The following is a 14,980-nucleotide window of genomic DNA, read 5'->3' on the forward strand; positions in this document are numbered from 1 at the left end:
GAATGCGGAGCGGATGCGCCGGAGCACACCCTGTTATCCACGGGCAGGGAGTGGCGAGTGCGCAAATAGGGACGTCAGCGCCCGAGTTGGGACAGAACTTGACGGGGTCTGTTCGTGATGATCGCTTCCACGCCCAGATCAGCGCAGAGCTGAATGTCTTCGGGTTCGTTCACGGTCCATACGTGTACGGAGTGACCCGCGGCTTGAAGCTTGCGGATGAAACCAGGGTGGTTGCGCACGATGCGCATACCGGGACCGGCGATCGACACCCCGGCCGGCAGGCGCCCGTCCCGCATCCGGGGCGAGATGAACTGCATCAGGTACACGGTCGGGATCGCCGGCGCGGAAGCCCGCACCCGGTGCAGCGAGCGCGCGGAGAAACTCATGACCCGCACGGGGTGGGGGCCCTCGACGGGCGGGGCGTCCAGGCCGAAGCGCTTGAGGAGGATGAGGAGGCGCTCCTCCACCTGTCCGGCCCAGCGGGTCGGGTGCTTCGTCTCGATCGCGAGCTGCACCGTCCGGCCGGCATCGGAGACCAGCTCCAGCAGGCGCTCCAGGGTGAGGACGGAGGTCAGCTCGGGGTCCGCGTCCCAGTCGGGGGACTCCTCGCGGTCCTTCCAGGAGCCGAAGTCCAGGGCGGCGAGATCGGCCAGCTCCAGCGCGGAGACGGCGCCGCGGCCGTTCGAGGTCCGGTTCACCCGGCGGTCGTGCACCAGGACCAGATGGCCGTCCGCGGTGAGCCGGACATCGCACTCGAGGGCGTCGGCGCCGTCCTCGATGGCCTTGCGATAGGCGGCCAGGGTGTGCTCGGGGGCGTCCTCCGAGGCGCCGCGGTGGGCGACGACCTGGATGGTGCGTGGCATTGCGTGGGTCACCGGGCCATGGTGCCACCGCCAGAGCGCCGTACGTCGAGGTCCAGCCGTGCGGATGCGTCCGGAATGCCGCATATAAAGAATGGGGGGAGATGCACAGGTCCGGCTTACAGTGCTCTGACGGGTCATGGGAAAGGCTTTGCCCAGGAACTTGTGCGGCACGTCGAACGTTCAGTCGGACCGATCGCCAGAGAAATACTGAAGCCGTGTGTGACGAGGAGAGAGCGCTGTGAGCACCGAGAACGAGGGCACCGCGGCCCCGACACCCCCCGCGGCCCCGTCCGTACCCCCTGCTCCGGCCTCCGCGACGCAGGCCGGGGCCCCGGCGTCTGCTCCGCAGCCGGCCGACGCCCCACCGACCGCGGCTCCCGGTCCCGCTCCGGGCGCCCCGGCGCACGCGCCCGCCGCGGCCGAGCCGGTGACCCAGCAGCTGCCTCCGACGCCCGCGCCCGGTACCGAGCCGACCCGGCAGTTCCCGCCCGCCCCGGCGGCTCCGGCCCCCGCCTACGGGCAGACTCCCGCCCCTGCCGCCTACGGAGCCGAAGGATGGCCGCCCCCGCCGCCCACCGTCCCCGCGTACGGCGCAGGCGGTGGCCACGGCGGCGCGGTCTGGGGTGCTCCGCTGACGGCCGACGGGGCTCCCGCGCCCAAGCCTAAGGGCAAGGGCGGCCTGATCGCAGGCGTGCTGGTGGCGGCCCTCCTCGCGGGCGGCATCGGCGGGGGCGTGGGCTACTGGGCCGCGGAGCGCAGCAACACCGGCACCGGCTCGACCACGATCAGCGCCGCGAACACCCCCAAGGACCTCAAGCGCGAGGCCGGCTCCATCGCCGGCCTGGCCGCGGGCGCACTGCCCAGCGTGGTCACCATCGAGGCCTCGGCCGGCGACGGCGAGGGCGGCACCGGCACCGGCTTCGTCTACGACCAGCAGGGCCACATCCTCACCAACAACCACGTGGTGGCCTCCGCCGCGAACGGTGGCAAGCTCTTCGCGATCTTCTCCGACGGCAAGAAGTACGACGCCGAGGTGGTGGGCCGCGCCCAGGGCTACGACGTCGCCGTCCTCAAGCTGAAGGCCCCTCCGGCCGGCCTCAAGCCGCTGCCGCTCGGCGACTCCGACAAGGTCGCGGTCGGCGACTCGACCATCGCGATCGGCGCCCCCTTCGGCCTGTCCAACACGGTCACCACCGGCATCGTCAGCGCCAAGAACCGCCCGGTCGCATCAGGGGACGGCACCGGCAGCAAGAACTCGTACATGAGCGCACTCCAGACGGACGCCTCGATCAACCCGGGCAACTCCGGCGGTCCGCTGCTCGACGGACGCGGGGCCGTCATCGGCATCAACTCCGCGATCCAGTCGGCCGGCAACGGCGGCTTCGGAGGCGGCCAGGCCGGCTCCATCGGCCTCGGCTTCGCCATCCCGATCAACCAGGCGAAGAACGTCGCCGAATCGCTGATCAAGACGGGCAAGCCGGTCTACCCGGTGATCTCGGTCTCCGTGGACCTCCAGGCCAAGACCGAGGGCGCCAAGATCTCCGAGCAGGGCGCGGCCGCCAACGAGCTGGTCGACCCCAACGGTCCGGCCGGCAAGGCCGGCCTCAAGCCGGGCGACATCATCACCGAATTCGGCGGCAAGCCGGTCGACAGCGGCCCGACGCTGATCAGCATGATCTGGACGTACAAGCCCGGCGACACGGTCAAGCTGACCTACCTGCGCGGCGGCAAGCCGACCACGGTCGACATCACCCTCGGCTCGCGGATCGGCGACAAGTAGGAGCACCCGCCGCAGCAGTGGCGTGAGAAGGAGGGGCCGTAGGCTGGATTCCGCCTACGGCCCCTCCAACGTCCGCTTATGCTTCGGTGGTGTTCGATTCTCGGCACATACGGACGTTTCACGCGGTGGTCGCCTCCGGGTCGTACTCGGCCGCCGCCCGCGTTCTGGGGTACACCCAGCCCGCCATCACCCAGCAGATGAAGGCGCTCGAACGCGTCGTCGGCACCCCGCTGTTCACCCGTGTGGGCCGGAAGATGCAGCTCACCGAGGCCGGGGTGTCCCTGTCCCGGCACGCCGAGACCATCCTCGGCAACCTCTCCGCCGCCGAGGCCCAGCTGAGGGCGTACGCGCGCCTGCGCACCGGTCGGGTCAGGCTGTGCGGCTTCCCCAGCGCCAACGTCACCCTCGTCCCCGAGGCCCTGAGCGGTCTGGCCAAGGACCATCCGGGCGTTCAGGTGGAGCTGCTGGAGGGGGAGCCCCCGGAGTCGCTGCGCCGACTGGAGCGCGGGGAGTGCGACATCACCCTGGCCTTCACCTATCCCGGCCTGCACGAGGAGATCCCGGAGGAGGTCACCGAGGTCAGGCTGCTGGAGGATCAGCTGACGGTGCTGCTGCCGACCGGGCATCCGCTGGCCCGGCGCCGCGCCGTGCACCTCGCCGACCTCGCCGAGGAACGGTGGATCGCGGGCTGCCCGCGCTGCCGTGCGAACCTCCTCCACGAGTGTGCGGAGCTGGGCTTCGTGCCGGACATCCGGTTCGCGACCGACGACAACCTGGTGGTGCAGAGCCTGGTCGCCCAAGGGCTGGGCGTGGCGATGATGCCCGCGCTGGTACTGCCCTCCCTCTCGCTGAACCGGGTCTGCGGGCGCGCGCTCCAGCCGGCGGCGCGCCGCCACATCGCCGCCTACGTCTACCGGGACCATCTGCGGATCCCGGCGACGGCCGTAGTGCTCGACGCCCTGCAGAGGGTGGCGGCGAACCGGGTCGGCTGCTGACCGCAACCCATAAGCGGTGCTTGGGATTTCAGGTGACAACTGTCGTTGGACGTGATGGAACGACGGCAGCACGCTGCCGATATGACCACCACCACGCCGGCCCGCACCACCACGAGGATGGCCGCCCTCGTCAGTGAGATCCGCACCGTCGTGGAGCGGGGGCTGGCTCCCGACCTCACCGCCTACCTGGTGGGCGAACGGCTCGCCCCGCACCTGGGGGAACCCGACCTCCTGACCCCGGCGCAGCGGGAAGGCGACCCGGAGCGGTACCGGCAGCACATTCTGCACGCCGAGTCCGACGGCAGCTTCTCGGTGGTGGCGCTGGTATGGCTGCCCGGGCAAGAGACCTGCATCCACGACCACGTGTCCTGGTGCGTGGCCGGCGTGCACGAGGGCGAAGAGAGCGAACGCCGCTTCCGCCTTGCGCCCGGGACCGGTCCGGCCCGGCTGGTGGCCACCGAGGATGTGGTCAACGCCCAGGGGGACGTCTGCGGGTTCGCCCCACCCGGTGACATCCACAAGGTCCGCAACTCGTGTCGGACGAAGGCGATATCCGTGCACGTGTACGGCGCCGACGTATCCCGGCTGGGCACCAGCATCCGTCGCGTCTACACGCTCCCCGTCGACTGATGGCCCTCCTCCACCGTCCTCAGGGCGCGGCGCCGGTCCGGCACGTTTCACGTGAAACATCCACGCCCTGGCCGGGGTTGGCGATGGCCGCGGGCGGAGCGCTGACGGCGTGGTGCATCCACCGTCTCGTGCCCGCAGTCCCCATGCTGACCGCGTCGGTGGTGCTGGGGATAGCGGCGGCGCATCTCCCGGGGCTACGGGCTTTCGTCCGGGGGACCGCCCGTCCGGGCCTGTCCCTGGCAGGCCGAAGGCTGATGCGCATAGGCATCGTCCTGCTGGGCCTCGGCCTGGGGCTGGACCAGGTGTTCCGACCGGGCTGGGCGACGGTGGCCATGGTGGTCGGCGTGGTCGCGGCCACCTTCTTCGGCACCCTCTGGCTGGGCCGCCGACTGGGGCTCCCGGGTGATCAGCCGCTGCTGATCGCCACGGGGTACTCGATCTGCGGGGCCTCGGCGATCGGCGCGGTGAGCGAGGTGTCCGGCAGCGACGAGGAGGATGTAGCCGCCTCGGTGGCTCTGGTCACCCTGTGCGGGACGCTCGCCATAGCGGTACTGCCTCTCCTCCAGGACCCGCTGGCACTCTCCGACCCGGCCTTCGGACGGTGGGTCGGAGCGGGCGTCCACGATGTCGGCCAAGTGGTGGCAACCGCACAGACCGCGGGCCCCGACGCGCTGGGCGAGGCGGTGCTGGTCAAGCTGATGCGCGTGGCGCTGCTCGCCCCGCTGGTGGCGGCCGTGGCCTTCTCGGTACGGGCCCGGCGGCGCGGGGTGCGTACGGCCGCGGGGCGCCGGCCGGCTCCGGTACCGCTGTTCGTGGCCGGCTTCCTGGCCGCGGCCGGGTTGCGTGCCACCGGGGTACTGCCCGACGTGGCGCTGGAGTGGGCGCACACCGCGCAGGAGGCACTGCTGGCGGCGGCCCTGTTCGGCCTGGGGAGTGCGGTGCACCTGCCGACGCTGGTCCGGACCGGCGGGCGGGCCGCGGCGCTGGGACTCGGGGCGTGGGTGGTGGTGGCGGGAGTCTCCTACGCGGGGGTGATGCTCACCGTATGACCGCGCAACGGCGGGGAGTTGGCCATTTCCTGGCCGGAACCGACCGAACGTTCCGACTGCCCGCTGACATTGCGACGCGCCCGTGCCACTCTGCCCCCGGAAATCCGCTGCACCCACCACGCACCACGTTCCACGCACCACCCCCATGCACCGCGCACAGCCGATCCGCACCGACCGCTCTTCACCCCCACCCTGCCCGGCTTCATCCGGACCGGGCACGGCAGAAGGAGTCATGCGTGAATCGTCATCGCACGGCCTTATCCGTCCTGCTCTCGGCGGGCGCCCTGGTTGCGGGTGTCCTGACGGCGGCCACCCCCTCGGTCGCGGCCGACGCCCCCGCGTCCTTCCGGCAGCAGCACACCCAGGGCTTCTGGACAGCCGAACAGATGCGGAGCGCCACTCCGCTCGACGTGACGGCGGTCCCCGGCGCAACGCGTACTCCGGTCGCCACGTCCGCGGCCCCCACCACCATCGCCCCGACGCCTGCGATGTCCTCGGCGGCGTCCCCCACGGCGTTCCCGCAGGCGGGCGGCGCCTGGACGGGTGGCGGCGCGGTCGTGAAGACCTCAGGCCGGGTCTTCTTCACCATGGGCGGCCGGACCGCCTCCTGCTCCGGTGACTCGGTGACCAGCGCCAACGGCAACACGGTCATGACGGCCGGCCACTGCGTGAAGTACCAGGGGGCCTGGCACACCAACTGGGTCTTCGTCCCCGCCTACAACAACGGCTCCGCGCCCTACGGCCAGTGGGCGGCCACCAAGACCTTCGCCACCGACCAGTGGGCCGCGAGCGAGGACATGAACATGGACGTCGGCCTGGCGGTCGTCGCCCCGCTGAACGGACAGACCCTCAGTCAGGCCGTTGGCGCCCAGGGTCTCCTCTTCAACGGCGGATACAACAAGAAGATGTACTCCTTCGGATTCCCCGCGGCGGCCCCGTACGACGGCACGAAGCTGGTCTACTGCAGCGGCAACAGCGGCAAGGACTTCCTGCTGACCAAGGACCACAGCCTGGGCTGCAACATGACCGGCGGCTCCAGCGGCGGCCCCTGGTTCCAGGACTTCAACGAGGCGACGGGCCTGGGCACCCAGGTCTCGGTGAACAGCTTCGGCTACACCTTCCTACCGAACCGGATGTACGGCCCGTACTTCGGCAACGAGGCGAAAGCGGCCTACGACAAGGCCCAGACCGCCTGACCCCGTACTCGCCCCCGCCACCCCTGCCTGGCCGGTACTCTGTACCGGCCAGGTGGGTTGCCCGAGCGGCCTAAGGGAACGGTCTTGAAAACCGTCGTGGCGCGAGTCACCGTGGGTTCAAATCCCACACCCACCGCACGTGAACGACCCCTGACCAGCCAAAACGGTCAGGGGTCGTTCGTATTAGCGTTGTCCGCAGCGACCGTCGCTCCCCGCTGGTTCCCTGTGGAACGGGCACGGGAAGGGCACGCTCCCACCTGATTCGTAGCTCTAGCCGGACCGGTTAGCAGCGGCCGTACCCGGGCTTAGAGGCCGTTGCGGGTGGCTACCGGGCGGGATTGGTTGCTGTGGTTGCGGTACCGCGCTGCTGTACCTCGTATGCGAGGAGGGCTGTCGCGAGAGTCAGCGCCTCAGCAAGCGAGCGGGCCACCTCCCCACGTCCCCACGTGATCAGAACGATGACGATGACAGTGATCACCCAGGGCTTTGCTGCCCAGTTTGACAGGTCCCATGGAGCGACGGTCACACTCATCGCTGAACCTCCTAGAGGTCTCACGCCCACCCTGCCGCTCTCGCCGGGAAGCCTGCGCGGCTGGGTGGGCTTTTTGCGTGTTCGGACGGCACGAGTCTGAGTGACGATCGATGACGATGGCTCAGCGTTTGGCTACAAAACGGATATCTCACCCGCGATCCGCCATGAACTGCCATCCGTTACAGCGGCTTTGTGCCGTGGCCCGTTGACGGATTCGCGCGTTGAACACTGCCGGATGTCGGTGGAACCGACTGCACCAGCCACAGCGCACCCTGGCTGTCATCCCGTCTGCCGTCGTCCCACACGGAGTGGTAGCGGGGCAGTCGCCAGGGGCCCAGGTGGAGCGCCCTGCTGGACGAACGACCTGGGCCCCCGGCGGCTGGTCTGCTACGGCTTGCCCTGGGACGACGGCAGGCGGGATGACAGCCCCACCCCGAACCCCAACGCACCCGCGGCCGCACGACGGGCCCCCGCATGCTTGCGCTCCTGATCAAGCAGATCCACTTGGTCGGCGATGCCTTCCTGCGCCGCCGACCACGGTTCCGCTGGTGTGAGGCAGAAGGACGACACCTGCTTCGGCTGGAAGATCCCTAAGGATGTCGAGTGTGCCTCCTGCGCCCGCTGAGAACGATCATGGATCGTCGGCGGTGACTTCGGCTTCGGCGAGTGCCCGGTAGAGACGGCCTCGGGGCAGATCGTGGGCTGGCGTACTGCATCTCGGCGTTTCGGGTCCCCTGCCCCCAGACCTCGACCAGCTCTGGTCCTGCGGTACTGGCTGCGCCTGACCCTGGACCAAGTCGACGCCCAGGTCGAGCAGGTCCGGGCTGCGCAGGCCGGTCGCCAGTCGGCGTCCGCGCCCCGAGCATCCTGCCTGGTGGGGGCGGGACGCGCACGGCGCATCCCGCCCCTCGGGCTGTCCGGGGGTGGCGTTACACTCCGGCTGCCCGGAGCTTCCGCGCAGGTCACGGGGGTCGGGCCCATCCGAACTGGGGGGTTCATGAGTTTGCTGCCGATCGGCAGACGAGGGCGGAACAGACGGGGGCGGGGCGGCGCGAGAGCCGTCTCGGGCACCCTGCTGCTCGCCCTGCTGGCCTCACTCGCGGGTCAGACCGGCACCGCCGCCGCGGCCGCGCCGGCGGCGGCCCCGCCGCAGGCCGCCGGTCCGCAGGCCGCGCCGGAGCCGGATCCCACAGCCGACCAACAGGCGGCAGTACGCACGCTTCAGAACAGCGCTCTCTCCGAGCCGTGCCCGGCAGCCGTCGCTCCACACACGGTCGTCACCTGCACGGTCGACCCGTCCGAGACAGCGTCGTTCTCGCTCGCCCTGCCGCAGCAGAAAGACCTGGTCATGCTCCAGGTCGTCACGACCAAGTGGTCCGCCACGAAGCTGATCGCGCCCGGCGGCAACACCGTCGCGTGCGACTTCGCCCACGGCTCGACCCGGACTTGGCGGTGCCCCACCAGTCAGGCCGGGACATACACACTGCAGGTCACGGACAAGACCGCCGAGGCGAACGGCATCTCCGTGTCGTACGCTCCGCTGCTCTCGTCCTCCGCGTGCAAGGCCATCGGCGCCGCAGACCGCAGGCTCGGCGGACCGACCGTCTTCCCCAGGGCGCTGTCGACCGGCTCGGCGGGCGACTGCTACACCCTGGACCTGGCAGCGGGTGACGTCCTGCGCGCGTACAGCTCGAGCTCCGAAGTCCTGCACAGCGTGTACGACGCCTCCGGGCAGGAGATCTGCACCTCCTACCTTCGCGGGGCGTCAGCCATGGACTGCAGGCTCACGGGCACCGCACCGTTTCGTATCTCGGCGTTGCAGTCCTGGGGTGACGCGGTTGCTTACAACTACTCCGTGGCCCGGCTCTCCAAGCCGGAGGGCTGCGCGCTGGTCGCCCCCCAGGCCTTCGGAGTCGCCCCGGAGCTGAGCCTGACGGAGCACTGCCGCATCCTTCGGGTCACGCAGGCGGCCGAGCACTCCTTCGTCGCGGTCTCCTCCGGCACCGTCCCGCTTCCTTCGAAGCTCGTCTCCGTGACCGGCGACGTCATACCCGGCTGCGACGACGGCACCTGCGACCTGGCCCCCGGTGACTACACCTGGTCGGCAGACCCCCAGTCCCGGAATTTCACGACCTTCGGTATCGCATTCGTCTCCGCCAAGGAGACCAGGGGATGCACGACGACCCACGACAACGGCCTCGTGGCCGGTCCGGTCACCGGAGCGTTCGGCGCTCCCGGGCAGCAGTTCTGCCTGACCCTGCCGACCGCCACCGGCAAGGGCATCTACGCATTGAACCGGCCCCCGACCGGCGGCAACCATGCCCGTGTGAAGGTGTACGACGCGTCCGGAACCCTGCAGTGTGACACCGGGCCCATCTGCAAACTGACCGGCACCGCTCCCTTCCGCGCATACCTGAGCGGACAGCCGAACTCGAGCTACGGACTGGTGTTCCACAGGACTGGCGAGGCCGCCGGCTGCACGCTGTGGCCTCATTCCACGTACGGCAACGGTGCCTGGGGGGCCGAGGTGTCGGTGTCCCCGAGCAACACCTGGGGTTGCCTGAGCGTGCCAGGGGACGCGCACTCAAGCGCCGAGTTGATCGACTCAACCAATAGCGCGAGCTACCTGAACGCGACGGTCATGTTGGTCGACGCAGCGGGCGACGTGAAGTGCGAGACCGGCTACTCCGACACGTCCGCCAGATGCTCTCTCGCCTCCGGAGTCCCCTATACGGCGCTGATCTTCAGCCGGGGCGGATTCAACACGTACAAGCTCGTCCGCCGTGACGTGTCCGCAACTGCGCAGTGCCCGGCCCCGGCCTCGACGAAGACAGGCGGCCCCTCTCTCGCCTTGGACCTGACGTCCTCGCTGGATGCACGCTGCGTGCGCGTAAACGCCGCCACCACGGACAAACTCTGGATCGCCGCACGGGTACCCGGCGAAGGTGACATCACCCAGCTGACCGTTGTCGACAGCGAGGGCCACTTCGTGTGCCAGGAGCCTCGCGTCCCATGCCGTGCCAGCGGCTCGACGTCGTACACAGCGGTCATCGCATCCCACTATGCCCGCGACGACGCCCCCCTCGCGGTAAAACTGGACACCTGGCGAGTGGGTACGGCCTCGGGCTGGGCCCCGGAATGCACCGCCAACCAGGTCTCGGTCACTGATTTCCCTGAACGGAGCGGGACCCTTTCCGAAACCTCCACGGCATACTGCGCCGTGATCGACATGAGGCCCGGCCAGTCGTTCACGGTCTCGGGCAACACCTCCGACATGGGGGGCCCGAAGCCGGACCTGGACCTGCTGAGCAGCCCGGGGTGGACCTCGATGAATAGCGGCTACGAGTGCACCAGCGGGGACGACAGCCGGTTGTTCTTCGGCTGCCGCACGCGCGCCGACGCAGCACCCGGCCAAGCGGTCCTGCTGTTGAGCCCCCGCGGGTCCCGCACTCCCGTCGATTTCTACCTGAGGGGGATCTGTGACTCCGGCTGCGTTGTGCCAACGCTGGACCCGGCCGGCATCAGCCCGTCGACCAGCGCGGCGGGCACGCGTACCGAAGCCGTCGTGAGCGGTACCGGGCTCTCCTTCGGAACCAAGCTCAAGCTGATCCGCAACGGCTCGCAAGAGCGGACGCTGACGCCGATCAAGGTGAGCATCGACGGTAAGCAGTTGCACGTCACCGTCGATACGAACGGGCTGGAACCCGGGCAGTACGACCTGCTCCTTGACGGCGCCAGGTACACCAGTGGGGTGCCCTCCCCGGGCTACCTGCCCAGGGCGTACACGGTCACCGCCCCCGCGCCCGTCCAGACGGGCAGCCGCTTCGTGCCGGCCGGGCCGTCCCGGTTCCTGGACACGCGTGACGGCACCGGTGCGATGAAGCAGCGCGTCGGACCGGGCGGGGTCGTCACACTCCAGGTGGCCGGGGTCAAGGGCATTCCGGCGACGGGGGTCACGGCCGTGGTCATGAACGTGACCGCCGTCCATCCCACCGAGGCCGGACACGTGATGGTCTACCCGAACGGGCAGGCCACGCCCAAGGTGTCGAACCTCAACTTCGCGCCCGGGCAGATCGTCCCCAACCTGGTGACCGTCCCGGTCGTCAACGGCAAGGTCGACCTACGCAACAACGCCGGCTCCGTCGACCTCATCGCTGACGTCACCGGCTACTACACCGACCAGGCCGGGGCCGGTTCCGCGCTGAACCCGATCACCCCGGCCCGGTTCCTGGACACCCGTGACGGTACGGGTACGAAGAAGCAGCGCGTGGGACCCGGCGGGGTCGTTACCCTCCAGGTCGCGGGCGTCAAGGGCGTCCCGGCCACCGGAGTGACCGCGGTCGTGATGAACGTGACGGCGGTGCAGCCGACCGAGGCCGGGCACGTCACCGTCTACCCGAACGGCCAGGCGGCGCCGGGCGTCTCGAACCTGAACTTCACGCCCGGACAGATCGTCCCCAATCTGGTGACGGTCCCCGTGGTCAACGGCAAGGTCGACCTGCGCAACAACTCCGGTTCCGTCGACCTCATCGCCGACGTCACCGGCTACTACGCGGCCACCGGCTCCGCCTTCTCCGCGGCCGGTCCGGTCCGCCTCCTGGACACCCGCGACGGCACCGGCGCCCGCGCCGGAGCCGTGGGTCCGGGTGATGTCGTCCACCTCCAGGTGACCGGCACCGCGGGAGTCCCCGCACAAGGAGTCACCGCCGTCGTCCTCAACGTCACGGTCACGAACCCGACCGAGGCCAGCCACCTGATCGTCCACCCGCACGGGATCGCACGGCCGGGCGTGTCGAACCTCAACTACACCCCCGGGCAGACCGTCGCCAACCTCGTCGTCGTCCCCGTCGTGGACGGCCGGGTCACGTTCTACAACAACTCCGGATCCGCCGACGTGATCGCCGACCTGAACGGCTACTTCACCTCCTGACACCAGGGAAGAACGAGCGAGGCCCCGCCCGATCATCAGATCGGGCGGGGCCCTCCGTATCTGCCGGGCCCGAGCGTCTCGGCGTCGAACAGAGGATCGGCGTACGGCGAGAGCCCACCCGCGTGCACACGGGAGAGTGCCGGATGGGCAGCCGGGCGCGAGCGTGTTCCGCCCGGGAGGCCGCCGAGGTGCTGCGCACAGTGCCCGGCGTCAACCTGGCTGCGGGGGCGGGTCCTACGCCTCGGCCTGCTCATCAGTCAGAAACTCCACCGGTACGACGCAGACCGTAGCCAGCCCGGTAACCCACTCGGCGATCTTTCCGCGAACCCCAGCGGAGCCTCCGACCGGCGTGCTAGCCGACCATGATCGATCTCGGCCCCAACCGCTGTACCGATGTTCCCCGAGGCCGTCCTCGTCCAGCCAGCGATCCCAGTGACACTCGATGAACCCGTGGATGTCCGCTCCCATGCCGGGGTTGTTCTCCGCCGGGGTAAGGCGTGCGACGAGTTTTCCGGCTTGCTGGCCTGCTCCGAGCGTGCTCGGTGGAGCGCCCACGCCGAGGCTTGTCCCCCAGACGTCCCCCGGCCCCCGGCGATCAGGGTCGTTGGAGGGGTTCCTCGCACGTCAGCGAGGCAAGAGCGCTGCAACCGTGACCCTCTTGAAAACCGTCGTGGCGCGAGTCACCGTGGGTTCAAATCCCACACCCACCGCACGTGAAGGGCCCCTGACCAGGAGACATGGTCAGGGGCCCGGTGATGGTGCGGGCGCCGTCCGTCGCGCTGGCACCCTTGGTTCCCTGCCACGACGGGCACGCATGGGGCACGAGGTTCAGCGCCCGGCGGGCCCGCAAGCACGAATCTCAGCAGCGCCCTACAACTGCACTGTGCGATCTTGCCAGCATGAGCGAGCCCCCGGCCCCCATAACCGTCGCTGACAGCGAGATCTTTGCTCGCCGCATCCTGCCTGGCATCAGGGCCATCCGAGGGCATCTCGGGTGCTCTCTCCAAGAGGCGTTCCTAACCTTCCACAAGCGGTACGAAGTCCTCCGGCGTGAACAACCCGGCGCGTTCGCCGTGGCGCCCGATGAGTACTGGACCGGCTTTTACTCCTAAGACGCACCGCCCGAAACACAGAAGAGGTCGGTGGAGCGGCTTCGGCTGCGAACTGCCATAGGCCGCGTGCCCCCTGCCTGTACCCACGACTGCCCCGTCTCCCATCCCGTCTGCCATCGACTCCCACGTATGTGAGCGGGTGCGGGGCCGCCAGGGCTGCCCCGCACCAGGGGCGCCCCTTCGCCGCGGTCCCCGTCTCACCCGCCTCATGGCCCACCCCGGTGCCCACCGCACCGGCGTAGCCCGCCCGAGTGCCGGACGGCCCGCCATCCTCCGCTTCCTCGAGCAGGTCCGGGTCACCGACGTGAGCCTGCTCGCCTTCGCGCGTCCGGGGCCAGGGCACGGCCGGTGTGCTCGGTCGGGGTAAGGCGTGTGGAGGGAATCCCGGGTTGCCGGTCGGTTCGAGCCGTGCTGAGCCGGTGCGACGCAGGCCTGGCCCAGGGTCCGGGCGTCGCCCCTCCCGACCCCGGTAGCCCCGGCAGCAGGGGCTCCGACCGGCTGCTTTGCGCCTTTCGAGTGGTGTTTGTCGGAAGATCGGCGCGGGCGATGGGGGCGGTGCGGTTGCGGCCACATCATGACGAATGTATTCAGATCCGCCCGTCGGAACATCGCGAATCGAGGCACCCCGTCATGGCTCACCGCAGCATCCTCACGTCGATCTGGACCTCCGTACTCGCCACCCTGGTGGCTTTCCTCTCCTCCCTCGGTCTCGGTGGGAAGGTGGCCCCGGCAGCCGCCGCCGTCCCGGCCCCCGCCGCTCCGGTTGCCGCGACCGTCTCCTCCCGGCGGCCGGCCGTCGCGGCCCGGCGGACGTGGCGGGCGATGATGCGGGGCGGCTCGCTGCCGCCGACCATCAAGCAGCGGATCCACGCCGAGGCGCACGGCAAGACCCCCTCCGTCCGCCGCTCGACCACCGCCGCGGCCATGGGTGCCGGACCGGGAACCGCAGCCCGCGCCCTTACCCCGGCCGCCGCACCCACTGCCCCCGCCATGGCAGCGCCCCAGGCAGCGGTCACCGCAGCACCTGCAGCCGCCACCGGGGCCGCCCGAGATGCGCTCGCGCTCGCCGCATAGCCCCGGTACACGCAGTGCGCACCAGCAACGGAGCAGTCGTAGGGTCCGGCTCGCAGGCATACGAGCTGCCGCCGGGCAGGAGTAAGACCAGCAGCGCAAGCAACAGGGCAAGAGCAGCGGGACAAGTGCAGCGCAAGCTGCCGCAGCAAGAGCGGTACGAGCAGGAGCGGTACGAGCAAGAGCGGTACGTACGAGAGCGGCACGAGCAGGAGCAGTACGAGGAGCAGGAGCAGGAGCAGGAGCAGGAGTAGTACGAGGAGCAGGAGCAGGCGCTGGAGCCCGGTCCGTCGTGACCGTGGATCGCGCCACGTGGTGTCCCCGTCGTGGGGCACGAATGGACCGCCCCGGCTTGCGCCGGGGGGCGCGCGGGGGCGCGAAGCTTGGCATTGCAGGGCCGCAGGCCCGGGAGACGGTGGGGTTCCCGGACGGCGCGGCCCTTTTCAGCATGTCTGTGACGAGGCGGTATGACGGAACGCTTCATCCGTACCGCCCGCGTCATCGCCGCCGTCGCCGCTCTCCCCCTCGCCGTCGCGTTCTTCGGCGGGGTGGCCTCGCCTTGGCCGACAACGGTTCCTTCGCGAACGACGGATCGAATTCGAGCGCCGCCGGCATCATCGGCAGCGGCGTGGGCGGAATGAACGGCGGAAACTCCTCCACCGCCCAGCAGGGGGCCACTGGCTCCGGTGCCTCCAACCAGAACAACACCGCGCAGGTCAACGGCTCGGCCTTCAGGTGATCCACCAGGCCGACTCGAATGCAGGAGTCAACTTCGCGCCCTGGTGGTACACACGGCCCAAGTCGCTCCCACGCGTGAGGGCG

At 69.9% G+C, this 14,980-nt stretch carries 9 protein-coding genes, 1 tRNA gene and 1 pseudogene; 10 read left to right on the top strand and 1 reads right to left on the bottom strand.

Features of this window, described 5'->3' with window-relative positions:
- Positions 1 to 74: 74 nt before the first annotated feature.
- Positions 75 to 875, bottom strand: coding sequence for a glycerophosphodiester phosphodiesterase (locus tag ACWGIF_RS07770; protein WP_453492614.1), 801 nt, complete (start codon positions 873 to 875; stop codon positions 75 to 77).
- A 226-nt stretch (positions 876 to 1,101) separates the two neighbouring features.
- On the opposite strand from ACWGIF_RS07770, the gene ACWGIF_RS07775 reads away from it, so the two are divergent.
- From ACWGIF_RS07775 to ACWGIF_RS07820, 10 genes and pseudogenes are all read left to right on the top strand, one after another.
- Complete coding sequence (locus ACWGIF_RS07775; RefSeq protein WP_453492617.1) at positions 1,102 to 2,643, top strand: S1C family serine protease; 1,542 nt, start codon at positions 1,102 to 1,104, stop codon at positions 2,641 to 2,643.
- A gap of 89 nt (positions 2,644 to 2,732) precedes the next feature.
- The gene (locus tag ACWGIF_RS07780; protein ID WP_453492620.1) at positions 2,733 to 3,638 is read left to right on the top strand and encodes a LysR family transcriptional regulator; all 906 of its coding nucleotides are present in this window, start codon (positions 2,733 to 2,735) and stop codon (positions 3,636 to 3,638) included.
- Positions 3,639 to 3,719: 81 nt separating this feature from the next.
- A complete protein-coding gene (locus tag ACWGIF_RS07785) occupies positions 3,720 to 4,268 on the top strand; it encodes a cysteine dioxygenase (RefSeq protein WP_453492623.1) in 549 nt (182 codons plus the stop codon).
- On the top strand, positions 4,268 to 5,317 hold the full coding sequence (locus tag ACWGIF_RS07790; RefSeq protein ID WP_453492626.1) for a YeiH family protein: 1,050 nt from the start codon (positions 4,268 to 4,270) through the stop codon (positions 5,315 to 5,317). The genes ACWGIF_RS07785 and ACWGIF_RS07790 overlap by 1 nt, the downstream gene beginning before the upstream one ends.
- A gap of 236 nt (positions 5,318 to 5,553) precedes the next feature.
- Positions 5,554 to 6,513, top strand: coding sequence for a peptidase (locus ACWGIF_RS07795; protein ID WP_453492629.1), 960 nt, complete (start codon positions 5,554 to 5,556; stop codon positions 6,511 to 6,513).
- A gap of 51 nt (positions 6,514 to 6,564) precedes the next feature.
- Positions 6,565 to 6,649: transfer RNA gene (locus ACWGIF_RS07800), tRNA-Ser, on the top strand.
- A gap of 1,393 nt (positions 6,650 to 8,042) precedes the next feature.
- Positions 8,043 to 11,975, top strand: coding sequence for a hypothetical protein (locus ACWGIF_RS07805; RefSeq protein ID WP_453492632.1), 3,933 nt, complete (start codon positions 8,043 to 8,045; stop codon positions 11,973 to 11,975).
- A 1,742-nt stretch (positions 11,976 to 13,717) separates the two neighbouring features.
- Positions 13,718 to 14,161 (top strand): DUF6344 domain-containing protein, encoded by a 444-nt coding sequence (locus tag ACWGIF_RS07810; protein ID WP_453492635.1) that lies wholly within the window; start codon positions 13,718 to 13,720, stop codon positions 14,159 to 14,161.
- Positions 14,162 to 14,286: 125 nt separating this feature from the next.
- Positions 14,287 to 14,412 carry a hypothetical protein gene (locus tag ACWGIF_RS07815; RefSeq protein WP_453492638.1) on the top strand — a complete coding sequence of 42 codons (126 nt, stop codon included), beginning with the start codon at positions 14,287 to 14,289 and terminating at the stop codon, positions 14,410 to 14,412.
- Positions 14,413 to 14,625: 213 nt separating this feature from the next.
- Positions 14,626 to 14,947, top strand: a pseudogene (locus tag ACWGIF_RS07820) (hypothetical protein); the annotation flags it as partial.
- Between the last annotated feature and the right edge of the window lie 33 nt (positions 14,948 to 14,980).

The organism is Streptomyces sp. NPDC054849, assembly GCF_053610945.1.